This window comes from Paenibacillus sp. LS1, assembly GCF_026013365.1.
GTDB lineage: Bacteria > Bacillota > Bacilli > Paenibacillales > Paenibacillaceae > Paenibacillus.
Genome location: NZ_JAPDOE010000011.1, coordinates 169,346 through 194,634 on the forward strand (window position 1 = coordinate 169,346; position 25,289 = coordinate 194,634).

Annotated in this window: 17 protein-coding genes; 11 read left to right on the forward strand and 6 right to left on the reverse strand. The window is 45.8% G+C overall.

Features of this window, described 5'->3' with window-relative positions:
- Positions 1-5 precede the first annotated feature (5 nt).
- On the forward strand, positions 6-1,385 hold the full coding sequence (locus OM416_RS26405) for an amino acid permease (protein WP_264934426.1): 1,380 nt from the start codon (positions 6-8) through the stop codon (positions 1,383-1,385).
- A 222-nt stretch (positions 1,386-1,607) separates the two neighbouring features.
- On the forward strand, positions 1,608-3,071 hold the full coding sequence (locus OM416_RS26410) for an alpha/beta hydrolase family protein (RefSeq protein WP_264934428.1): 1,464 nt from the start codon (positions 1,608-1,610) through the stop codon (positions 3,069-3,071).
- 26 nt (positions 3,072-3,097) lie between these two features.
- Here OM416_RS26410 and OM416_RS26415 read toward each other — a convergent pair whose 3' ends face one another.
- Positions 3,098-4,081 carry a MerR family transcriptional regulator gene (locus tag OM416_RS26415; protein ID WP_264934431.1) on the reverse strand — a complete coding sequence of 328 codons (984 nt, stop codon included), beginning with the start codon at positions 4,079-4,081 and terminating at the stop codon, positions 3,098-3,100.
- Between the two features lie 190 nt (positions 4,082-4,271).
- On the opposite strand from OM416_RS26415, the gene OM416_RS26420 reads away from it, so the two are divergent.
- Entirely contained in the window at positions 4,272-5,174 is a 903-nt protein-coding gene (locus tag OM416_RS26420; RefSeq protein ID WP_062836304.1) for an SDR family oxidoreductase, read from the forward strand.
- 129 nt (positions 5,175-5,303) lie between these two features.
- On the opposite strand, the gene OM416_RS26425 is transcribed toward OM416_RS26420, so the two are convergent.
- Positions 5,304-7,814 carry a transglutaminase domain-containing protein gene (locus OM416_RS26425; RefSeq protein ID WP_264934433.1) on the reverse strand — a complete coding sequence of 837 codons (2,511 nt, stop codon included), beginning with the start codon at positions 7,812-7,814 and terminating at the stop codon, positions 5,304-5,306.
- A 305-nt stretch (positions 7,815-8,119) separates the two neighbouring features.
- On the opposite strand from OM416_RS26425, the gene OM416_RS26430 reads away from it, so the two are divergent.
- Both OM416_RS26430 and OM416_RS26435 read left to right on the forward strand, forming a co-directional pair.
- A complete protein-coding gene (locus tag OM416_RS26430) occupies positions 8,120-8,539 on the forward strand; it encodes an ester cyclase (RefSeq protein ID WP_264934434.1) in 420 nt (139 codons plus the stop codon).
- Positions 8,540-8,669: 130 nt separating this feature from the next.
- A complete protein-coding gene (locus tag OM416_RS26435; protein WP_264934435.1) occupies positions 8,670-11,048 on the forward strand; it encodes a GH36-type glycosyl hydrolase domain-containing protein in 2,379 nt (792 codons plus the stop codon).
- A gap of 185 nt (positions 11,049-11,233) precedes the next feature.
- Here OM416_RS26435 and OM416_RS26440 read toward each other — a convergent pair whose 3' ends face one another.
- Positions 11,234-11,989 carry a GNAT family N-acetyltransferase gene (locus OM416_RS26440; RefSeq protein ID WP_264934436.1) on the reverse strand — a complete coding sequence of 252 codons (756 nt, stop codon included), beginning with the start codon at positions 11,987-11,989 and terminating at the stop codon, positions 11,234-11,236.
- 153 nt (positions 11,990-12,142) lie between these two features.
- Here OM416_RS26440 and OM416_RS26445 point away from each other — a divergent pair, with 153 nt between their 5' ends.
- Positions 12,143-12,805 (forward strand): M48 family metallopeptidase, encoded by a 663-nt coding sequence (locus OM416_RS26445; RefSeq protein WP_264934437.1) that lies wholly within the window; start codon positions 12,143-12,145, stop codon positions 12,803-12,805.
- A 115-nt stretch (positions 12,806-12,920) separates the two neighbouring features.
- Here OM416_RS26445 and OM416_RS26450 read toward each other — a convergent pair whose 3' ends face one another.
- Both OM416_RS26450 and OM416_RS26455 read right to left on the reverse strand, forming a co-directional pair.
- Positions 12,921-14,003, reverse strand: a complete 1,083-nt coding sequence (locus tag OM416_RS26450) for a saccharopine dehydrogenase (protein ID WP_264934438.1) — start codon at positions 14,001-14,003, stop codon at positions 12,921-12,923.
- Positions 14,004-14,102: 99 nt separating this feature from the next.
- Positions 14,103-14,423: an ArsR/SmtB family transcription factor gene (locus OM416_RS26455; protein ID WP_017690570.1), complete on the reverse strand. Its 321-nt coding sequence runs from the start codon at positions 14,421-14,423 to the stop codon at positions 14,103-14,105.
- Positions 14,424-14,607: 184 nt separating this feature from the next.
- Between OM416_RS26455 and OM416_RS26460 the strand changes: the two genes are divergently transcribed.
- On the forward strand, positions 14,608-15,006 hold the full coding sequence (locus OM416_RS26460; RefSeq protein ID WP_091038905.1) for an iron chaperone: 399 nt from the start codon (positions 14,608-14,610) through the stop codon (positions 15,004-15,006).
- 148 nt (positions 15,007-15,154) lie between these two features.
- On the opposite strand, the gene OM416_RS26465 is transcribed toward OM416_RS26460, so the two are convergent.
- A complete protein-coding gene (locus OM416_RS26465) occupies positions 15,155-16,606 on the reverse strand; it encodes a CAP domain-containing protein (RefSeq protein ID WP_264934439.1) in 1,452 nt (483 codons plus the stop codon).
- A 175-nt stretch (positions 16,607-16,781) separates the two neighbouring features.
- On the opposite strand from OM416_RS26465, the gene OM416_RS26470 reads away from it, so the two are divergent.
- From OM416_RS26470 to OM416_RS26485, 4 genes are all read left to right on the forward strand, one after another.
- A complete protein-coding gene (locus OM416_RS26470) occupies positions 16,782-18,365 on the forward strand; it encodes a glycosyltransferase family 39 protein (RefSeq protein ID WP_264934441.1) in 1,584 nt (527 codons plus the stop codon).
- Positions 18,366-18,369: 4 nt separating this feature from the next.
- Positions 18,370-18,918, forward strand: coding sequence for a hypothetical protein (locus OM416_RS26475; protein WP_264934443.1), 549 nt, complete (start codon positions 18,370-18,372; stop codon positions 18,916-18,918).
- Between the two features lie 405 nt (positions 18,919-19,323).
- On the forward strand, positions 19,324-20,316 hold the full coding sequence (locus tag OM416_RS26480) for a phosphotransferase enzyme family protein (protein WP_264934445.1): 993 nt from the start codon (positions 19,324-19,326) through the stop codon (positions 20,314-20,316).
- Positions 20,317-20,655: 339 nt separating this feature from the next.
- Complete coding sequence (locus tag OM416_RS26485; protein WP_264934447.1) at positions 20,656-25,278, forward strand: non-ribosomal peptide synthetase; 4,623 nt, start codon at positions 20,656-20,658, stop codon at positions 25,276-25,278.
- The last annotated feature ends 11 nt before the right edge of the window (positions 25,279-25,289 follow it).

Here is a 25,289-nt window from a genome sequence, read left to right on the forward strand (position 1 = left end):
ATCGTTTGGAGTCAAAGCAACTATCTAGAGGGCTAAAGCCCCGCCATGTAGAGCTGATTGCACTCGGAGGTACAATCGGCGTTGGTTTGTTCATGGGATCGGCGAGTACGATCAAATGGGCAGGGCCATCCGTGCTGCTGGCCTATTTACTGGCTGGTATCGTTATCTTTTTTGTCATGCGTATTATGGGTGAAATGTTGATTCAGGAGCCGGTAACCGGTTCGTTTGCTACATTTGCTCACAAATATATTAGTCCGCTTGCCGGATTCCTGACCGCCTGGAGCTATTGGTTCCTGTGGGTTACGGTTGGTATGGCGGAAGTTACGGCGATTGGCATCTATGTCGGGTATTGGTTCCCGGATATTCCGCAGTGGCTGCCGGCACTTGCTGGAGTGCTCATCATTGCGGCGGCCAATCTGGCGGCCGTGAAGTTCTATGGGGAATTTGAATTCTGGTTTGCGATGATCAAAGTGACGGCTATTGTAGCCATGATTGTGATTGGAACGGGACTCATCTTCTTCGGCTGGGGCAATGGAGGGCAGGCCATTGGTCTGTCGAATCTGTTCAGCCATGGTGGCTTTTTCCCTGGAGGTATCAAAGGTTTCCTCTTTGCACTGTGTATCGTAACGGCTGCGTATCAGGGGGTGGAGATGGTCGGCATTACAGCAGGCGAAGCGGAGAATCCGAAATACACCTTGCGTAAAGCGATCAAAAATATCGTGTGGCGTATTCTTATTTTCTACGTTGGCGCCATATTCGTAATCGTAACCCTGTATCCTTGGAACGAGGTAGGCGAGACGGGAAGCCCATTTGTACTCACCTTTGCCAAAGTTGGCATTGTGGCTGCTGCGGGAATTATCAACTTTGTGGTGCTCACGGCGGCTATGTCGGGATGCAACAGCGGGATCTACAGTGCGGGACGTATGCTGTACACGCTGGCGGAGAATGGGCAGGCGCCTGCCTTTTTCAAAAAGCTGTCCAAAGGTGGGGTACCCCGCAACAGTATCGTCATTACGATCTCCTTGCTGCTGATCGGGGTTGTGCTGAACTACCTGATGCCGGACTCCAAGCTGTTCTTGTACATCTATAGCGCAAGTGTTCTTCCGGGTATGGTTCCATGGTTCGCGCTGGCGTTCAGTCAGTTCCGATTCAGAAAGCGTTGGGGCAACGAGATGGCGGATCATAACTTCAAGTCCAAATGGTTTCCGATCAGCAATTACATCATTATTGTGTATCTGATCCTCGTCATCATCGGTATGGCGTTTAACCCGGATACGCGTTTACCCCTGATTGTTGGAGCTACGTTCATGGCAATCGTGGTGGCTGGATATTTCGCATTTGGCATCGGCAAAAGACAACGGATAGATGGCGGCGAAGATCGCTAGTATCGTATTCCGAAGTCAAGGTATAACGTAATTTCATACGTGCATTCCTTGAATACAATGGAGAACCTGCGGGTGATTCAGCGACATTCAGGGAGTGCATTTTTTTGTCACAAAATTCATGCTTGAATCTCCTGTAACTGGAGGTTTTAAGATTGGAGGTAGAAGAGCCGCCGCGCGATACAACTCAAATAAAATTGCGGCAGACAAGGGGGCATACGTCTTATGAGGACAGTAGAATGGATTTATCTTATTTTGAACCTGCTTATGTTCGTGGGGATAATCGGGGTCGGGAGACAGCATCAACATTTTCGGAAAATAGTATGGGGCGGATTCGCCATATCGGGTGTACTGTTGATCATCCATGGTGTGGTCGAAGGACTTCGTTGGCCGATGATTCCGGCGTATCTGCTCACGTTGGTTCCACTGGTTGTGTTATTTACAAAGGCATCGACTGTGGCGGGGAAATTCGGACGTGTTCGAATCATCGCAACGTCTCTCCTGGTGTTAGTATACGCTGTTGTGAGCATTGGCTTACCGCTGCTCTTCCCAGTGTTTACGTTTGCCAAGCCAGCAGGTCCTTATGGAATCGGAACGGTATCCTACGACTGGACAGATAGCAGTCGGGAGGAACTTCTGACGAGTACCACCGGTGACCAACGGGAGCTGATGGTACAGATCTGGTATCCAACAAATTCAGAAGCAGAGGGAGCAACAGCTCCTTATGTTAATAAGCCGGATATCTACGGGACAGCCTTCAATGAAGTGCTGAAACTACCAAAGCTTTTATTTTCCAGTCTGAGTCAGGTCAAAACGCATGCGATTCAGGAAGCTCAGTTATCTGATGCCGAAGCCAAGTATCCGGTTGTTCTTTTCTCTCATGGTCTGCATGGCTATGAAAATCAGAATACGTTCCAGGTTGAGCAGCTGGTCAGTCAAGGTTACATTGTTGTAGGCATTAATCACACGTATAGCAGTCTGGTGTCCGTATTCCCGGATGGACGTGTGGCGCAGTTTGAATCCGAAGGGAAAGAAGGCTTTGAGCAGCTGCAATTCAGTTACATGGACAAGTTGAATGAGACATGGGTGAAGGATGCACAGTTTGTACTGGATGAGGTAGAGAAGTTGGCTGCGGGAGATCCGAGTGGCCGGTTTACCGGACATATGGATATGGACAACATCGGCATGTTTGGGCATTCATTTGGCGGAGCAACGACAGTACAGATGTTAATGGATGATCCACGTGTGAAAGCAGGCATGAATATGGATGGTGTATTGTTTGGCGAGAAGCGTATCCCTGCCGAAGGTGTGGGCAAGCCGTTCCTGATGATGAGTGCAGACTCAACCGTTGCAGGTACAAGTGTGATGAGTGACGAGGAAATTGCTGCGATGGGTACGACCCGTCCGGAAGCCGAGAAATATTATGAGGAAGTGTACGCTCGGTATGAGCCGGTAACCACAGGAGGGAACTACTGGATGGAGCTGACCAACACCAAACATCTGAGTTTCTCCGATCTCTACCTGATCTCTCCACTGCTCGAATGGACGCAGGGTGTAGATGCACGGGGGACGCAACAGTTGGTCAACGATACGACGATTGATTTCTTCAACCACTACTTGAAAGGGCAACCGCTCCATATGGACAAGGAAGTGGGAGAACATGAGTCCTATTCGTTAAAAAAGGGCTAAACGTAAAAATGGAAGGAGACTGAAATTCAGTCTTCTTCCATTTGTTTTAATCGTAACCGCATGCCCTCCTGTAACAGGTTAATGCCATCTACGATCTGGCTCCATTCGGGATTCATCACCTTGCACAGCTTGTTAAAACGCAGAATGCGATCCGTCACGGAGTCCAGCATATATCGGGCCTGTTTACTGAAAAATACTTCAGGTGCTTCGGCATGCTCGACACTTGCATACATCAACACAAAGTCCCACACCATGCTTTGCACAGCAGGGCTACCGATGGCCCAACGCTTGTCCAGAGCTTCAGTAGTGCGAATGCGAATAGCCTCCATTTTTTTCACCCAGACGTCCGCTTCGACTTGTGGCTGGTTCGCCATAATGAAGAAGGGAACCTCCAACCTAGCCAGATCAGCCCAATAGGCCGGATCATTGATCAGCTCCTGAATTTCCTTCCAGGCCAGTGTTTGCTGAGCCGTCAGTTTCGTATCTTTCATCATGTATTTATCGAAAAAGTGTAGAAACGAAACTCTCCAATCCTGCGGAATGCTGTCCAGTAGATGAGATTCATCCACCTTTGCAGCAACGAATTGTTTCCGACTGCTCGCATGGGCGGTTAGGGATTCAACCAGACTGGAGATGTAGGTAAGAGACTGTTCCGAATGCAGTGAAGTGTCTTCTTCATGCTGCTTCGCTTGCTGCAAAATGGAGAGCATGGAATTCATCGTGCCGATCTGGGTTTCCAAGGCTTCAATCTGCAGATCTAACGCCTGTGCTACCGCCAGTTCACCCGACATGAGCTTTCGAATATCCGGTATGCTGAAATTCAGATAACGAAGCGTTGTAATGAGTTCGAGTTGCCACAGGTCTTGCATTGTATAGAGTCGGTGCCCGCCTTCCGTATGACTGGAGGGTTGTAACAGTTCAATCTCATCGTAATAACGGATCGTTTTCACCGTGGAGCCGATCAGTTTGGCCGCTTCACCGATGGAATAGGGTTCTTTGTTTGCATTCAACGAGATCACCTCATGTTCTATTATACAATCTCCTGTTAGGGGAGATTCAATGTTAGACAGTCATCAGGGAATTCGGGCGGGCTTAGTTTAAATTTCACCCATCTCGGTTACAAAGGAAAGAGTGCAACATTTATGAAAACAACTTCTGTGATCGTAGTGATCACTGTAAATAACCGAGGAGGAATTGAACATGGCTAATCAAGACCAGCACACCATGCAAGATCCAACGACACAATATCCGAAGGCTACACCGGAGTGGAAACAGCAACAGGATGAGCCGGGGCTTCAGCGTGAGATGACTCCTGTTCCCGATGCGGGTGAGAAAAGTTATAAAGGCAGCGGACGTTTAACGGGACGCAAAGCGGTTGTGACCGGAGCTGACAGTGGAATTGGCCGGGCGGCAGCGATTGCGTTTGCCCGTGAAGGTGCAGATGTCGTTCTGGCTTATTTGCCGGAAGAGGAAGCAGATGCACAGGAAGTCGTGAAGCTGATTGAGGAAGCTGGGCGCAAAGCGATTACGAAGCCAGGTGACCTGAAGGATGAGAAATACTGCGAGGAACTCATTGAATCTGCGGTAAAAGAGCTTGGCGGGATTGATATCCTCGCTAACGTGGCAGGTAAGCAGCAGTTTGTGGAGCAGATTGCAGATCTGACCACCGAGCAATTCGATGCGACGTTCAAAACGAATGTCTATTCCATGTTCTGGCTCTGCAAAGCAGCGGTAAAACACATGAAGCCGGGCAGCTCCATTATCAACACATCATCGATTCAGGCGTACAAACCTTCGCCAATCCTGCTGGATTACGCGACAACTAAGGCATCGATTAACACGTTCAGCAAAGCGCTGGCCCAACAGGTGGGTAGCAAAGGGATTCGTGTCAACGTTGTTGCACCGGGCCCGGTATGGACTCCGCTTCAGGTCGTGGGTGGACAGCCAATCGAGAAGCTCGCTGATTTTGGCTCCAACACACCGCTGGGTCGGGCAGGACAGCCTGCCGAGATGGCTCCGGCATTTGTGTTCTTGGCAAGCCAGGAATCCAGCTATGTGAGCGGCGAGACACTGAATGCGAATGGCGGTACGGTTAGTCCGTAAACGTTGGATAAAAAGGTCTATAGACCGACCATAGGTCAGCGATCATAGGCCAGTTAAGCAAAGAACTCCATTCCCGATGAAGGTGAATGGAGTTCTTTGTTGTTATGTTATTTGTTCAGAATTATAAATTTACTTCTGTTCTGGTTTCGGGTCCAAGATGGCATAACTGCCGAGCGTGGCTAATTGTGCTGTATTCAGAAGAGCTTCATCCACCGCAGCGAGGGCTTCGCCAGCAGCTGTCATCAGCTCATCAGAGTCAACAGGTGAGGCAAAACGGAGAATGACCCGGCTCTCTCCTTTTTTGAGTTCACTCTCAGCCTTGGTTTTGTACTCATTAATGGATGCGACTTCGAGGTTATTTTGCACATAATAATCATTGGCATCGCTCTCGCCATTGAACATCGCGAGCTCGGAATCAAGCCAGTAATCTTGATCCGCTATCGTTTTCTGACTTGCAGCAGTCTCATCGTTGGCATTATACAGGAAGTATGGGATGCCGGAGTTCGTCAGGTTGTTGGTGGCATCGACATGGAACCATTCGTTCCCGATTTTGACCTTGTTCCATGCATGTGGAACGCCGCTGGAAGCGCCCGTTACAACGATGCTTTCCAATCCCAAGAGATCGGAGAGCAATTTGTAAACGGAAGCATAGCTGGCACATACCCCAACTCCTTTGACCAGAATACCGTATGTGGTAAACGAGTCATTGAACTGCGGATCGACATTTTTGAAGTTGTTCTGCTCCGCATTCTCCAGCGCTGCATCGTCATACTTCGCGTTATCGTTCAGATAATCGTAGATGGCTTTTCGTTTCTCGTCTTCGTTCATGCCATCCTTGATAATGGAAGCTACAACTTCGTTTGCTTTGGCAATAATCTCATCTTGCTTCTTCTGGATACCACCAGCCGATTCATTGTAATAGATGGAAAGGGTAAGTGTACCATAGTTGTATTCGAAACCTTCCACACCAAGAATCAATGGATTCTGGTACATCACTTTCAGGACAACATCTGAGAGTGTCGTGAAATTTTGAGCTTCGGGGAAAGCTTTTAACGAAATTTTATCTTGTGCCGCAATCATGTTTTTGGCTAAAACTTCTTCCAATGCGGAATCTGCATTAATCATTGCATCGCCTGTAGCAGGCTGAGGCACAGTTTCCTGATTACCTTGTTCTACATTTTGCTGTGTATTGGACTTCTGTTCATCTACCAGATTGTCTTCTTCAGCTTCAGGAGCTGGAGCAGGGGCTTCATTGGAAGCTTCTTCAGAAGCATTCCCGGAAGTATCATTAGAAACTTCGGTGGATACAGGATCAGCTGCAGTCTCTGAAGTCTCAGTATCGGTTGTGGACTCTGTAGTTGGAGTTTCCGAAGCCGGTACTTCTTCTGTTTCCGTTGCAGACTCAGGTGCATCATGATTGTTGATGATCGTTGGCACATCAGGTGCAGGGACGTAAGGTGTATCATTCTTCGGTTCCACCAGTCCGTTGCTGGAATCGGCTACGGTTTGCTGAGATAGTTTGTCCAAATCTGCTTGAGTCACATTTTCTACGCGTACGTAACTTTTCAGAGCGGTTCCTTTAACGTGAAAAGGAATATTCGTTTCATTGAACTCTGAAATCTCTACGCTTTTGGTATCATAGACAATGGTTTCACGGGATAATGAACCGTCATTGTACTCAACTGTTGTTTTCTGAGGAAGTACATCTATATTCTTTAATTTCTCCCTATACAATTGTTCTTTCAAAGCTGTTGGTAACTGGGAAGCGAGCGGAGCTGTAGGCACACCTCTGCTAAAATTGGATTCTTTGCCTCCACCGATTGCAGTGACGTAATATTCTCCTCGTATACCATGGTTCTGAGTGGTAGTTATCATTTCATTATAAGTGCCTAGCCCGCCTTTTCCGTCTCTCAAAAAATCATTGAAAGACGTCTCTGTTGTTACCGCAATATCTAAAGGCAGACTATTACTGAACGCGTCCTCTGCGCCAGTTAGAGGCACATTTGTATCGAAGTTGGTTAGGTCAGAACGTTTATAAATTTTATATTCGGTGGCGCCTTCAACCTTGTCCCAGACCAACTTGAACCTTCTATCTTTGTCAATTTCGTATCTTAGGTTAGGTACGGGTAACTCCGATTTCACTGTAAACGGAATAATGATGGGCTGATCGAGTAGTGTTAGCTTCTCAGCATCTGGATCATAATTCAGACGAATGTAATAAATGGGGGCACCGCCCCAAGAACTTTGATCCTTGTTCATCATGGAGTCTGAACTTAAAACACCCCACCCAAGAGGTTTAATGGAAACACTATTGTCGTTTGTCTCTGGAATGGCATATACATCGCTTGCTTTGAGTGCTTTAATATCGGTATGTACACTAATAATGTCACTAGCTGACAGGTTACTTTTGCGTAAATCTGCTTTAAACTTGAACGTAAATTCTTCATCCTGAGCTACGTTGTACATCGGCATGATCGCTTGTTCCGATTCAGAGCCGTATTTCTGCTTCAAACTTAAAATGGTAGAACCTTCTACTACTTCTGTTGGATTATTCTCGGACGGACTGCTTTCCTGCTCAGTACTCTGGCATCCAGCTAGTAACAGGGTGAGCGCAAACATAATGAAAAATAGACGTTTCATGATACACCGCTTTCTTGTTTTTCTGAGTTGCTCTAATGGCTACATTCTACACACCGAAAGATTATCAAATATGGTTAAAACCCATACTCGAACCTCTAAACGGACAAACCTCCTATTAATTTCCTAATATCCTTTGCTAGTTTATGGTCATATTGACGCATTGTCAAGGTGAGAGGGTAGGTTTTAAGTCCTGTAGAACAATAGAACAGTTTTAGTTTCGTAGCGTGTGTTCCATGTTAAAATACAAGTGTTACTACATATTTATATATATAAGCGGAACATTTGAATAGACTGGAGGGGCTCAGATGACAGCAGAACAGATTGTCAGAACCTTTTTTGAAGAGGTCCGATCAGGCCGAAATCCTGATTATGCAAGCAGCGTGATGGCGGAACAAGTACTGGCCCATCAAGTGATATCTGAAGAAGAGGTCACGGTGACCCGAACCCCTTCCGATTATGCGGATCATGTGCGAGAGATGATCGAAGCATACGGGGAGTTTTCACTCGAAATTCAGGAGTTGCTGACGCAAGGCGACAAAGTCTATGTGCGCTGGAGACAAACTGGTACCCATGTTGGCGAAGTGGACGGATACAGCCCAACCAACCTGCCAGTGATTGAAATTGCCAGTGCGGTATACCGAGTGGAAAACGAACGAATTGCAGCGTATTGGATACAGATCGACAGGTCGGGCATCGAAAAACAATTGGAACGTAATCGGAGCTGAGTTTCTCAGCTCTTTTTTTAGTTTTCAATTCTTTGTAAGCGTTCCCGTGTTATAATGAACAAAGTTGTATACAAGTTACCTAAAACGTTTTCTGTCTTTTGACTCCAACATCTGAAAGTGAGGTTCAGTGATGATTAAAGCAACGGAAGATAATCAATATGTTGAACTGACAAGCCCGACAAGCTTACCGAAGGCATCCGGATTCCTTTGGAATGAAAAGATGATGATTCATGTGAATTGCCGGGGATACGCGGTGGCCCAATTTATGCAGCCCGAACCTGCCAAATACTCGTATGCGCCCAACCTGGAAGCCAAGACGTTTATGCAGCCGGAGCAGCCATACTATGCCCACCATCCGGGACGGTTTATTTACATTAAAGATGAAGTAAGCGGCGAAATCTTCTCAGCCCCGTATGAACCGGTTCGCAAGCAAGCAGATAGCTATACGTTCGCTGTCGGTAAGCATGATATTCACTGGAAAGTGATTCAGAACGATATTTGCATCGAGATGTCCCTGCGTTTGCCGAAGGAAAATGTCATGGAGCTGTGGCGTGTGAAGGTAAGCAATCTGTCTTCGAGAAAACGCAAGCTGAGTATTTACCCGTATTATACGGTCGGCTATATGTCATGGATGAACCAGTCCGGTTCATATGTGGAAGATTTGCAGGGCATTGTCTGCTCGGCGGTTACGCCGTATCAGAAATATCAGGATTATAGCAAAATCAAAAACTACAGCGACAAAACCTATCTGCTTGCAGATCACCAACCGACCGGCTGGGAAGTAAATCATGAGAACTTTGAAGGCGAAGGCGGACTTCATAATCCTTCTGCCCTTCAGTCGGAGACACTTGCTGGTGGAGATGCACGCTATGAGACACCGGTGGCTGTATTGCAATACAGAGTCGAATTGGAAGCAGGAGCGGAGCAGGCGTATCGATTCATCTTTGGCCCGGCTCATGATGAGACTGAGATTGAGGGCATTCGTCAGCATTATTTTGTGAAGCAGAATGAGGAAGGACAGGATGGGTTCACCGCAGCCGAGCAGGAGTATGCTGGTTATATTGCGGAAGGGCAAGGGAACATCCAGATTGAGACACCGGACAGCTGGCTAGATAATGTCGTGAATCACTGGTTACCTCGCCAGATGTACTATCATGGCAAAACGAATCGTCTGACAACCGATCCGCAGACGCGGAATTATTTGCAAGACAACATGGGAATGAGTTACATTCAGCCGCAGATTGGGCGGGCTGCGTTCTTGACGGCCTTGTCTCAACAGCATATAAGCGGTGCGATGCCAGACGGCATTATTTTGCACCCGGACGCAGAACTGAAATATATTAACCAGGTTCCTCATACCGACCACTGTATCTGGCTTCCGGTCTGTTTGAAGACCTATTTGGATGAAACGAATGACTATAGCATTTTGGAGGAACAGGTTGCTTTTACAGACAGTGAACAAAAGGTTTCCGTACTGGAGCATATGAATCTTGCAATGCGCTGGTTGATCCATGAGCGTGATGCGCGTGGGTTGAACTATATCAATCAGGGTGACTGGTGTGATCCGATGAACATGGTGGGGTACAAAGGCAAAGGCGTATCCGGCTGGCTGACCATTGCGTCGGCATATGCGTTCAATGTGTGGGCAGATATTGGTGAAGAGGCAGGGCATGCCGAGGTTACAGCGGAATTCCGTCAGGAAGCCAATCAGACCAATGCGGTAGCAAATGAGTATCTGTGGGATGGGGACTGGTATGCGCGCGGAATTACGGATGATAATGTTGTGTTTGGTGTAAGCCAAGACGTGGAAGGACGCATCTATATCAATCCTCAGAGCTGGGCACTTATGAGCGGTGCTGCGGATCAGGAGAAACAGGAGAAGTTAATCCGTGCGGTAGAGGAGCAATTGGAGACGCCGTATGGTATCGAGAAACTCGCGCCGTCTTTCACCGCCATGCGGGAGGATGTAGGCCGTGTCACGCAGAAACATCCGGGAAGTGCGGAGAACGGTGCCGTGTACAATCATGCGGCGGCATTCTATATTTATGCATTGTACCTGGTGGGCGAGAAGGAGAAGGCGTATCGTCTGCTGCGTAAAATGATCCCGGGACCCGATGCCGAGGATATTCTCCAGCGGGGTCAGCTACCCGTATTTATCCCGAATTATTATCGCGGAGCTTATCATCAATTCCCACGTACAGCCGGGCGTTCCAGTCACCTGTTCAACACCGGCACGGTGCCTTGGGTGTATCGCTGCCTGATCGACGGATTGTTTGGACTGCAAGGTCATGCACAAGGACTTCAAGTGCGTCCGCAGTTACCAGAAGATTGGAACGAGGCATCCGTTACGCGGTTGTTCCGCGGCGCTGAGCTGCATGTAAACATGAAGAAGGATGCATCTGTCCAGACAATTGAGGTGCATGTTGACGGCCAACGGATTGAAGGCGACATTATCAAGAACATACAAGCCGGCGTGAAATATGAGGTGCTGGTGAAGCTGCCATTGTAGAAAGAGTACGGAGTAGCTGATAAACGGTGTGAAGAGTTTTGGACAATCACGAAGAAAAATTAAAAACTGCCTTTCCTTCATAGGAGGAGGGCAGTTTTGCTTTCAAGATGTTGTTTTGAACTAATCTGTTTGTCAGACTGAATATGATAAAAGAATCCACAAGCTAAGCTTGATTAGCAAACACTCTATTCTTTGACTCTGTACCAATAGCTATATATCTCCGAATAACCCAGCTTGGCGTAAAGTTTCAAGGCAGGTGCATTATTCGCAACCACTTGCAGGTAACTGGATGTAGCACCTTGTTTTTTTGCCCAATGCAGGAGATGCAAGATCATCTGTTCAGCAAGTCCCCGATTCCGGAAGTTAGCGTCTGTTATGATGTCATACAATCCAATGTAGCCACGTTCGATGACACCAAACCCACAAGCGACAACTTGCCCGTCAATCAACAGCGAGATGAAACCTACCTTTGTCCGGATATTGTCCAACATTAATTCTGTCGTTTCCCGTTGCAGATCATTCACCTGATTTAGCCTGCAAAAATGATCCAGCCACGCTGTGGTCAACTGTTCGTCGATCTGTACAGCCTGGTGTGCAGGCTCTTTGATCTCTTCCAGGCTCCTGATCTGGATACGAGTCAGATCCACAACAGTATACCCTTTGTCTTGCAAAAGTTGGTCGAGATGATCCGGATGAATAAACGGTGTGATCTTAAATATGGTACTTAACTGATTGGAAGCATAGATGCGCTCACATTCCTCAATCTTTTTATGCACATCCAGAGTGGAGTCGTAGATAGGTTGAACGGAGTTGGCACGTTTGGTATATCCTTTGGCAAAACGCAGTACCCAACCGTCATATAATAAGGTGGACAAGGGTTGCCAGTGGTTAAGCGATAGTTCTTCAATGGTTTTGTGTTCTGAATCTATAGTATGCGTCATAACCAACCTCCGATTTCATAATTAAATAATAATACATAATAATGTATAAAAATACAATGCAAACATAAATATCGTCGAACAGTATGCATTATGGTTGGAGATGGTATACAATTTGATTTGGTTGAACGAATAACTTCAGAAGCGGAGCGCATTATGTTAACTATAGAATTAAATAATCACAGCATTAACTGTCATATCGAGTACGGCAAACGTAAGAAAATTTCTATCACGATGGACTTGCCTTATATGGTAACGATCAAAGCACCCAATGGTACCAGTGAAGACATGATCCGGCAACTTGTAGAGCAGCATGGGGATGTGATTTTGAAGAAATCCGCTCTGATGCAGCGGGCTCTTGACGGTCCTCAAGCCAAGGAATACGAAGATGAGGGTAAGGGGAAGTTTTTGCTTTTTGGCAAGGAGCATGCACTGCATGACTTAATCCCTGTAGAGGGTCTGACAGAAGAAGAGCTGCGAGCGAATCTGAAGAAGTTTTATTTTGCCGAGTGTAAACGTATGATTGGGGAGCGCATCGGACGCTATCAGCAAGAGTTGAAGGTGAAGCCGAAGTCAGTAGAGATCGTAGATTCTCCCACTAAGTGGGGCAGTTGTAGCTGGGACAAAAAGCTTACGTTCAATTATCGCCTGGCGATGGCGCCACTGGAAGTGATGGATTATGTCATCATTCATGAACTTTGCCATATTCACCACATGAATCATGATCGCTCCTTCTGGCGACGGATCGGCAGCATCATGCCGGATTACAAAGCGAAAGAAGATTATCTGATGCGCAATGGTCGAGCCATGACGCTATAATTCTAAGCTTAAGCCTTCACTTGGATACGCCATATCTCTCTGATATCATTTGTAAATTCCGCGAAGTCTCACTGTTGCAGTGATCGGCTTCGCGGAATTTTGTTGTGTCTGAATATTAGGAATAAGATACTTGAACGCCGTATTGTTTGAAAAAATGAGTAACCGTATCCATATCCATTTGTTTATCAAACAGATGCTCAGGATAATAGATGTCTGGAACCATAGGCTCATCCGCAGGCATCAGCAGTATCTTCTCGGCTTGCACCGCAGCGCCGAGTGCAGTCATGTGGGTCTGACCGAGTGGGTCAGAGACCGTCATCGTTCGTTCAACCTGGTTCCCTTTCGCATCCAGTCCTTTCAGTTGAATGACGAGATGATGTGCACTCCCAGTTCCTGGATTATAGAGCAACTTTCGCCGGAATGGCTTGAAACGTTCACCGCTGATCATCTTCCATACTCCAGTTTTAACCAGTCCCGTGAGTGCATAGGTAGATACTTTACTATCGAATGCAATGCGGAAGCTGGTTGAATCAATATGACTGGTATGAGGTAATGTGACGTGATCGGGTGTATCCAATCTGTAACATGGGGTCGTATACCCGTTCGGGAAATGAACTTTGATCGGATCTGTCATGGGATAGACGAGTCGATGTGTATTGGATTCGGTTATCTGAAAAGGAATACTCATCCGGTCCATGAAGGCTGCCGAATCAGGGCCGGCCTTATCCCGCAGCGACCATAGGGCATGAATGTTTACTTCGACATGTTGCAGAGAGTTAGAAAGTATCATGGCAAAGAGTGACGCCGTTCCTGCCATCCATCCAGAGGACAGCACTACCGGAGCATGAAGCTCTTCCTGCTCTATTGTCCGGATCGCTTGATTGAACACCTCAGTCCAGCGTGTTATATCGATGAGGGGAATTTTTCTCCGTACGGCCGACACCAGTAACCGATCATCCAGATCGTTCACTGCATTAATGATTAATGATATATGTTCTCCTGCGTGAATCAGTGGATCGTCTGCATTGGTATCAACAACAACCGTGTGGACACGATTGGATGGAAAAGGGGCTGCTTTACCGGCAGAACGACCTCCCAGTACCAATTCCAGATCAGGATGCCTGTCATGCAAAATGCGGGCAAGCTGTGCACCTACAGCACCATAACCTCCAGCGATAAGAACTCTTTTTCTATTCATTCGATAAACCTCCGTTAATATGTTTATGTACTTATATGTTTAAACTATTGAACATAATAGAGTGAAGAAAAGGAATGCGGTTCACCAGCGCGGTATGCGCTAGCTCTGACATTCCACTTCTACGAGATGAACGAGCTGTTTCAGTAATTCGATCGCATCGTTGAACTCCAGCTTGTAATACATCTCTGTACCTTTTTTCTGAACCGATAACAGCCCGGATTGACGTAATATTTTCAAGTGATGAGAGACCGTAGGGCGTGACATGGGGACATGCTCTGCAATCTGCGATACGTTCATGCTCTCTTGATCAATGAGCAGCGATATGATTCGCTGGCGAACGGGGTCTCCCAAACCTTGAAGATAAGGACTTAGATTCTCGAAAATATCAATAACTTTTTGGTTACCCATCGACTCGTTCATGGCTCACTCCGTTATAATGTTTAATTGTTTAAACGTATTATAAGGCTTAGTTCACTTAAAAATCAAATATAACATTGCAAGTTGCAGGAAAATAGCTGTTCCGCTTGTCCATTTGAAGTACAATATAAGCAAATATGACCGTACCACGAATCCATTGATGTATCCGTGGTGGAAGGAGTCCCAGATGGCTGAGAGTAACCATTATTCGGTGCTGGTAGATGAATATATCTCGGAGTTTGCACCCGATGTACAGGTGAGATTACAGGCAATAAGACAGATTATTCGTGAAGCGGCTCCGAACGCCGAAGAGAAGATCAGTTACAAGATGCCGACGTATGCACAGCATGGGAATCTGGTTCATTTTGCCGCATACCAGCATCATATTGGGTTTTACCCTGCTCCCAGAGGAATTCAAGCTTTCCAGGAGGAACTCTCCAAGTATAAAGGGGGAAAGGGGTCAGTCCAGTTTCCGCTGGATCAGCCATTGCCCGAGGATCTCATCCGCCGGATCGTGGAGTATCGTGTGAAAGAAAATGTGGAGATCGCGCTGGAAAAGAAACGCAAAAAGGGAGCACCGAAGTAGCAAAACTCGTATTATAACCAAAGCTCATATCATACCAAAAAACAGTCGGATGCTTATGCATTCCGACTGTTTTTGTTTTTAGATTCTAGGTTCTACTCTGGTCGTACTTCATTTTACTTTAGTTTCTTCCTAGTCTCTTGCTTCGCGTCTATTCAAAGTAATACGTAACGTCTGAATGACTTGCTGTAGGAATCAAATACATAAAGCTTGGGTCCACTTGCAAGTAGATGGTCAGGTCGGACACGCCCAGATTAGGGACAGTCAGACTGAACCGACCGTTAGCGTCCAGCTTCACCGTTTCAGTGCGAATATGTTTTTCGTCAGGTGAAGGACCGTGGATCTGGAATGAGAATGTCTTGCCTGCATAAGCAGTGAGTGTTCCCCGTACTTTCAGCGTACGATCCGCCGTATATTCGAACTGCATCAGATGATTATCCAAGTAATCCTCGTTCCCGGTATCCGGTTCTTGCGGCTCTGTTCCAGGGTCTTGTGGTTCTGTCCCAGGATTCTGTGGATCGGTTACAGGTTCTTGTGAAGGATTGCTAACCGAGAAGAAACGTGTCTGATATGAAATTTCTGCTTTGGACCCGTCTTTCTTTTTCAAACCGGTAATGCGAACGTTGAACGTATCGCCTGCCTTCAGGGATTTCAAGTTATCCGGGCGGAAAATGACAGCATAGTTATATCCATAACCATCGGTATTTACATTGAAAAATGCCTTTGCAGGATCACTGCTAACCGGAGTTTTCGCTCCTAATACCCAAGTCTTCTGATCCGATGAACGCACGATCTCCACCTGTACCTCCGAATTGGAGGGCTTCGCGAAGACGTCCGGATTCAGCTGTGCAGACCAAGCTTGTGACACATTGAATGCCTCAATCGGGAATGCCCCTTTGTTAGGATACAAGTTGTAATTGTAATTAAGTTTTCCTGAACGGCTCGTATCCATCACTTGCATGGTGCTGAAATGGCTTGCATAGTTTTTGTTGTCCCGGGATGCAATCCCGAAACCGACTTTCTTCAGCTGCGGACTCAAAATCCAGCGGCGATGGCCGAGTGCAGCAATGTTGCTGGCATCCGAATCATCCATATAAGCTTCAACGCTTTTGACTGCAAGGTTTCCTTGAGCACCATAGGAAGCGTACAGGTTGGAGCTGGAAGTCGACTTGGCTCCCAGATCAAAAAAGTCTTTCGCCATATCTGCCGGACGAGCCGGGAAGTGAGTCAATTCTCCGGTAGACACAACGACCGCTCCATGTTGGGCTTGACGATTGAGTGCAGCGTCCAGAACGAGATCTCCATCCAGACCGGAGAGATAGCGATAGAAGTTGGCTGCACCTAGAGCCTGCTCTAATGTGGAATCACTTACTACACCAGCGACGTAAGGTGCCTTGGTCGAAGGATTCTGAGTGAATGTGGCAGTTTGATCCTTGCCACTCATCCATTGCGTCCATTTCTGACTGATTTCTTGCTCACTTCGCTCAGGCAGAAGACTGTCGACAGAGGCTGCAGTGATCTGCTGAGTCCCCAGCAGCATGAATAACAGGCCTGCCAGAGGAAGAGAGAGTAACGAGCGGATGTACCTTTTTTGAATAAACATGTTCTAATCTCCTTCTAGTATAAAATGATAATATTATGTATCCGATGTATATTATCGACATTAGAGGGATAATTCGTTAGTTTTATGAATGAAATTGTTTGTTCGAATTCAGCGATTTTTCAGCCAGAGCCATTATAATACTCACGGAATCCTGTATTCGAAAAGGAGTTTTGGCATGTTTAAGATGCTGCATAAGTCGTTTTATCTCATTTTGCTCGTGTTTGTTGCGGTATTCATTGCTTCGACCTTGTTGGTTCGTGCACAGTACAACTACGCCTTGTATGGGGACAATCCCATTTTGGGCATGCAGCAGTGGAGTGTTTTTCTCCCGGTCATTCTTTTGCTCCTTGGTTCAGGTGTCGGGTTATACGCTCTGTGTCTGAAGCTGAACAAATACAGCCCGAAGGTTGTCATCCCGATGGTGCTGCTCAGTTCTCTGGCCATTCAGATCATCATCATTTTCGTATTTCCGAGAGTGCCCACCGATGATTCACAGACCGTTCTCTCACTCGCCATGAATATGCTGTACGACCAAGACTACTCGTCGTTTGAAACGGGTGGTTATCTGCACATGTTCCCGTTTAACTACTCGATCGTGCTGTACCTGAAGACCTTGCTATACCTGTTCCCGGACAACTATCTGGTCATCAAACTATTTAATATTTTGTTCTCAACATTAACGACGTTCATGATTTATCTTATTTACAAACAAGTTAACGACAGATCCACCGAACGTGATTACGGTGTGTTGATCTTTGCAGCGACGTACCTGCCATCCCTGTTCCTGAACAACCTGATCTATAACGATGTGATTGCTACAGCATTTCTGACATCGTGCTTATACTTCTTCATTCGTTTTGTACGTGAAAAGTCTTGGAAAACAATCGTCATTGCCGCCGTTTTTCTCGCGATGGGCAACTACTTCCGAAGCATCGGCGTGATCGTGCTGATCGCTGCCATCATAACTATCCTGCTGAATATGCGGAGCATCGGAATGAAGAAAGTCATCATTTCCATCGGTATACTGGGGATGTTGTTTAATGTACCGACCTTGACACAGAATGCGGTTCTTCAATCCTCCGGTGCCGTAAGCGAGCCTGTTGGAGAAAATGCCGCTCCGGTCTATATGTGGCTGAACATGGGGATTAATGTGGAGCGCTTTGGCTTCTGGGACAATATGGAGAGTTATCAGATCTATCAGAGGCAGGCCGACTACAATAAGGCTGAAAGTGCAGATTTGTTCAAACAAGAGATTAGCAATAAACTGTCCGAAGCAAGTGCAAGTGACTTGGTGCAGATGTATTACAAAAAGATCATATGGACCTGGACCGAAGGGACGTACCAGATGGACCGATACGGGATCGGCAATGAGAGTTCCTTGAGTGCCGGACGAGGAAGGGGAGGCGGAATCGCAGGCTTCTACAGTTATACCAATGCCATAACAGAACTGTTGCAGGGGGATTCGGCTTATCGGACAGGTTTGCTCTGGATTGTATATGTAATGAATTTCCTGATGTACTGTTTTATTTTCATCCGGTTGGTCGGTGGAATTCGTCGTAAACGGTATGATGAAGTCTCATTGATCCTGGTCATTCTTGGATTCATCGGATTTTATATTCTGTGGGAAATTAAGTCCAGATACATCTACCCTGTATATCCACTGTTGGTTGTGCTGTCCTATATGGGATTCAAAGATACGTATGATCTTATATTCCATCGTAAACGTACCTTGGAGAGATATTCCCTGAGAGAAAGGTGATCATATGCGAATAAATAAATATTTCACATCGGTTACGCTGCTCGTGCTGCTGGGATGTTCGGTTATGTTGACGGCTTGCGATGTGATAACCGCCCAAAATATTACCAACACCGGTTCTGCACAAGGCATGAACGGTGGTGGCATGCCGAATGGCGGTGGCATGGGCATGAACGGAGGAACACCTAGAGGTGGAAGGGGCGGCACGGGTATGAATGACCGTACAGGCAGTCCGGACATGACGCAGGGGATGATGAATGCCGACATGACAGGCAGAGTCATCTCCGTGAATGGAAACACAGTTACGCTGGCGTTACTTGAGGTGCAGGACACCTCATCTCCAAGCATGGAATGGAAGGATACTGGAATGGAAATGAATTTGAATATCAGTGATGATGTCACTATCACTGAAGGAGTAGGAACGCCGCGCTCTGGCAGTTCCAACCCAAGTGCGAATTCGTCCATTCAAGTGTCTGATCTTCAACAAGAAAACATCGTGATGGTGTGGTATAAGGACAACACCGAGACGGTTGAACGGGTGATGGTTGTCCGGTAAAAGAGGATGGGGATATTTTCATTTTGTAATTGCTTACATTAAGGTTGTAGGTTATTATGGAAACAATTGGTCTTTCGAAGGGAGTGAGCGTCATGAAACGACGGTCTAAGATGGTATGCTCTATTACTACAACGAAGGTAAGCATAAACTGAATAATTCCGGTAGGTCATCAGATGCAGGTTGGAACACATTTCGTTTCCCAGACCGATCTGAGATCTTCCGACATATAGGGATATAACTGCTCAATTTTTCTGGCGTATGCGAGGTTTATTTTCTTGTGCAAATTTCTCATACATTCAGAATTTTTAAAAGCCGCAGGCATAGCCTGCGGCTTTTTGCGCGCAAAAATAGGTATTCGATGGCTACAAGCAATCCACATGAAACAATCAAAAAGGAGAAATGCCCATGTTAAAGTTAAAATATTTATTTCAACATCATGATCTTGCCGAGATGATCCTAAAGAATTGGAACTATGATCCCGAATCGCTGGATATGTTTCAGTATTATCGCATATCTTCCAATGCCGTGTATCCGTTCAGGGATCAGGGGGAGGTTCGCTTGATTCGTTTTGCCCCGGTAGAGGAGAAAAATCAGGTCAATCTTAGTGCTGAACTGGCGTTCCTACGTTATCTTCGAACGAATCATTATGGAGCCATGGAGGCGGTACCTTCTCATTCAGGGACAGAACTCGTAGAGACTCACACCCCATGGGGAACATACTATGCTTCTGTATTCAAGCGAGTACCCGGATCGCAGTTAGGAAACATTGATTTGAATGACGTCATCCTGCACAGCTATGGTCAGGCATTGGGTGAGCTGCATCATCTATCGCGTACTTTCACGCCTGAGCAGGGGGAGAAACGCTGGACCTATACGGATGTTCTGAATTGGATGCAGGAGATCCTGAAGGAATTTCCAACAGAGACGGCTGCTCTAAACGAGGTGAAATTTCTCCAAACGTATTTTGCGACTTGGCCGATGAATCAACAAAATTTCGGTCTCATCCACTACGATTTTGAACTGGACAATGTCTTCTATGAGGAAGATAGCCAGTCTTGTTATGCCATTGATTTTGATGACTCGATGTATCATTGGTACGCGATGGATGTGGAACAGAGTCTGGATAGTCTGCGTGAGGAAATCCAGCCTGAGCAATGGGAGCAGAAGAAGCAATTGTTCCTGAACGGTTATTGGTCCAAGGCGGGAGAACGTTATGATCTGGAGAGTATGTTCCCTGCATGTCGCCGTTTTGCCAATCTATATGGATATGTGCGTATTCTTCGGTCTGCTTCAGAACAGTGGTTACATGAGCCAGAATGGATGAGTGGATTAAGAGTAAGATTGAGTAAGAAGATGACGGAACAAGCAGAGCAATTCGGAAAGGTATTCAATAGCTGAGATTTGTTCCAATTCCGCCAAGCTAGTCATGATCCATAAGCACTGAAGTTCGCAATAAATTACGTTAATCGGGTCCCGCGGTCAGATGCTGATGCTCTGTATCTATCACGGGGCTTTTCATTTTGTTCGAACTTTACCGAATAATGAAACGGAAGTGGATATCTTGTAGAAGAGATGGTTGGGACTTTCATTCTTTCCATATGAAAAATGGTATTTTAATGTCGTAATATATATAAAATTGTTAAAAAAACAAATAAAATAGTTATTGATAAAATTTGGGTGGAATGATAAGTTGTAATTAACTTATTTTAGGATAAATTATATATAAAGGAGAATTAGATGGGAAATGTATGTGTCGATCTGCATCCTTTAACAGAGCATCAACGAAGAATATGGTATATGGAAATGATATATCCGAATTCAGATGTATGGATGATTACATCCAAAATGAGCATACCGGAACCGATCGATTTCACCTTGTTAGAGCGGTCGATTAACAGGGTTTTGAAGAATAACGAACTGCTTCGAACCCGAATTATACTGGATCAAGGTGAGAACAAACAATACATCCAACCTTATGAGTACAGATCACTCAAGCACATTCAAGAAGACCCGGCTTTGACTGGTGTAACATGGACTGAGTATGTGGGTAACCATCCGATTCATGTACACAGTGAAAATCTATGTCAGTTTTATACGTATGAGGGTCATGGACAATACGGATACATCATTCAGGTTCACCATATCATCTGTGATGGCCTGGGGTTATTTCAGTTGACGAATGAGATTACGGAAACCTACCATGCCGAACTAAAAGATGGTAATGCAAGCAGGATGGAATCTACGATTCACGATTATGAATACTATATAGATAGTGAACAACAATATCTCGCTTCCAAACGCTATGCGAAAGATCAGGCCTTTTGGAGAGAGAAGTTTCATACGATTCCCGAATTTATGGAACTGAAAGCACACAATCCCCTTCTAACTCACACCGCAGCCAGAAGAAAAACGATGAAAATGGATCACTCCATGTATGTACGTTTGAAAGAGTTCTGTCGTCAGAAGAATATCAGCGTATTTACCTTTTTTCTCTCAACCCTAGCTATTCTGCTGAATAAACTCACTCACCAAACCGACTTGGTTGTTGGAACCAACTACGCGAACCGCACTAGCAAAACAGATAAAGACATGATTGGCATGTTTGTCACGACCGTACCTGTCAGGATCGGGGTAGAACCCTCTGAATCCGTGTTAACCTTGCTGCAACGCATTTCCAATGAACAGAAAGAAATGTTGCGACATCAGAAATATCCCTATAATCAGCTCATCCGTGATCTGAGAGAGTCGCTCTCGTTACCGGAACTGAACAGACTGTTCGGCATTTCATTGGTCTATCGTCCAGAACGTTTTGACAAGATGCAGGGACATAATGTCTACATGGATAACAAGTTTAACGGACACGAGACGAATGATCTGCTTATCAACATTATTGAGAAAATCAATGAGGATCGTATCATATTTCAGATGGATTATCGGATCCAGTTGTTCAGTGAAACGTTCATGGACAATCTGCTCGATCAGTTTCTTATGGTTACGGAAGCTATTCTGGAGCATTCCGGACAAAGCATTGAACAGATCAGTATTGTAAGCGAAGCCGATAAACAATCAATGTTAATCGAGTTTAATGATACCGAGGCGGTGTATCCGAGCGACAAAACGGTCATCCAGTTGTTTGAAGAACAGGCAGTGGCTACCCCTCAACATACTGCACTTATCCTGGGTGATCAGGAGATGAACTATAAACAATTGAATGCCAGAGCTAACGGCTTGGCTACAGTATTGATCAGCAGAGGAATCAAGCAGCGAGAACTGGTAGGCATTATTGCAACACACAGTATGGAAATGGTTATTGCGATTTTGGCTGTTATGAAAGCCGGATGTGCTTATATTCCGATTGATCCCGAGTATCCCGATGAACGAATTCAACATATTTTGAAAGATTCTCAGGTAAGGTTTGTTCTGGTTAACGAGCCTATCACTCTGCCGGACAGTCTGGAAGTCATTCACATGCTTGAAGATAGTCAGGGGCATCTATCAACCGATAATCTGAACTTGACCATAGATATGAAGGATCTGGCTTATGTCATCTACACATCGGGTTCTACAGGAGCACCAAAGGGTGTATTGGTGGAACATAAGGGATTGACGAATTATATATGGTGGGCAAGTCAGACGTATGTTACTGACAGGAAAACGACTTTTTCACTCTATTCATCCATCGCGTTTGATCTGACCATTACCTCCATCTTTACGCCGTTAATTACGGGTAACACGATGATCATCTACAACTCGTCTCATAACAAGGCGTTGATTACTGATGTTGTCCTGGATCCGCGAGTGGATCTGGTCAAGCTGACTCCGGCGCATCTGCAATTGATTCAGGACATGAACATTATGGACAGATCGAATGTTCGAACATTTATTGTGGGTGGCGATAATCTGAGTGCTTCCCTGGCTGCAAATATTACGCGGCAAAGCAAACATGAGGTTACCATTTTTAATGAATATGGACCGACAGAGACGGTAGTAGGCTGCATGATCTATGCCTACGATCCTCAAGTTGACCAAACGGAGTATGTGCCCATCGGCAAGCCCATTCAGAACACATCCATATATGTGCTCGATCAATCACTGCAATACGTTCCTGTCGGTGTTCAGGGTGAATTGTTGGTCGGGGGAGACGGAGTGACCAGAGGCTATCTGAACCAACCCGAATTGACGGGCAGAAAGTACGTTGAACACCCGGATCATCCAGGCGAGCGATTGTATCGGACAGGTGATCTATGCAGGTTAAGGGAAGATGGTCAGATGGAATACCTCGGAAGAATGGATGACCAAGTGAAGATTCGCGGGTATCGAATTGAACTGGGTGAGGTCAAGGCAGCTTTCTTGAAGATCCAGGGAATCCGGGATGCAGCTGTAAGCGTCAAGACGGATCAGCAATCCCGTCAGTTATGTGCTCATTACGTCAGCGATGCACATGTGACCCGGAGGATGATACGGGATAATCTGGTATCTCTGTTGCCGGAGTATATGGTTCCCACACATCTAATCAAGGTGTCTTCGATTCCACTTACCATTAACGGCAAGATTGATTACTTGGCGTTATCGATAGAGAAGCCACAATCGGATGAAGAAAATGTGTATGTGGCACCGAGTACTGTCATGGAACAGACGATATCTACCATCTGGTCTGAGATTCTTGGTCTGGAAGAGGTGGGTGTGACGGACCACTTCTACGAACGGGGTGGTGATTCCCTTAAGTTGATTCAGATCTATACCAGACTTTCCGAGATAGGTTTTGATTTTTCGATTAACGATATGTTTAATTTCCCTACAATCCAATCCTTAAGTTCGTATCTGAATCAGATCATGGAAGGAAAGGAAGGCATGATGAGCATGGAACACAACACGACGAACAGATCCAAATTGGATGTATTGAACGGAATTATGGACAAGCCAATCTTCCTGTCTACAGATATTCCCAGAGTTGATCCGGCACTCAAAGGTGTAATGTCATTCAACCAGGAATCCCTGTGGCTGGTTGAGCAGTTCGAGGGGAAGAGCACCAAATATAACATTCCCGGACATGTCCTTTTTGAAGGCGCATTCTCGGAAGAGGCTTACATCTATGCATTGAATCAGATTGTGCAGCGGCATGATGTATTGAGAACGTATTTTGTTATCGAGAACAATACACCGGTGCAGCGAATCAGGCCTTATGAGCCTTTTGACATCGAGGTTCAGCATACGCTGAGGGATAATTCCCAAGCCAGTCTGAAGCGTGTGATTGAAGAAGAATCCAGACACCAGTTCAATCTGGAAACCGGACCGATGTATTATTTTGGATTGTATCAGATCCATGCACATCAATATTTTGCCTATTTTAATTTTCATCACATTATCTTCGATGGCTGGTCTCAGGATATTCTGATGGCTGAACTGGGAGCGTACTATAATGCTTATCTGAAGGGAGAAAATGCAGCAATAGAGGATTTGAGTATTCAATATTCCGACTATTCACATTGGCAAAAAGGAAAATGGATGACTGCCGAATTTCCGACAGTTCTTAATTATTGGCGCAACCAGTTGGGAAGTACCGTTAACCGATCAGTGAAAGTATTGCCGTATGACCGGGAGCCTTCGCTGAATAATGGGGATACCGGAGATATTCTGCTCTCAGAAATTCCGATCCAAACCATTGACATGATCAAAAGGGCCGGTATGAAAAACAATGCCAGTCTGTACATTACCATGCTCACCGCCTACAAAATGTTGCTGTACTTTTACTCGGGTGAAACCGAGATCGTCGTGGGAACACCTGTAGCAAACCGTAATCGTGCCGAAGTTCAGAGATTGATCGGATATTTCTCCAACAGTCTTGCTTTGAAGACGGTCATGGACCCCGAGCAGTCCATAGACGCTCAGATTATTTCCGTTAGAAATACGGTATTTGAAGCATTTGATCACCAAGAGATGCCTTTCGGCAAACTAATTGAACTGCTGAACCCGGATCGTGCTTCCGGGCTGACCCCGTTCTTCCAGACATGGTTCGTACTTGATGTCAAAAATACGTACAACATCGAAGGGCTGAATATTGCTCAGAATGAAATTTTGTGGGGCCACAGTGGCAAGAGCAAGTGGGATCTGACGTTGAATCTCATCGAGGCTGACCATGTCATGAATGCAGTAGTTGAATACAAAACAGAGTTGTTTGGCAAATCCACCATGAAGAGATTCCTGCATGATTATATGGCTGTAGTGAAGCTGATTGCAGCTGACTCCTCACGGAGTCTTCAAGCTGTACGCCATGATTGGGAGGTGATGGCCCACGAGTACAAGATGGAGTTGCTGAATAGCAGTAAGAGCAAAAAGAAATTCAACAAAATCAAATCTTAGGAGGAATTAAC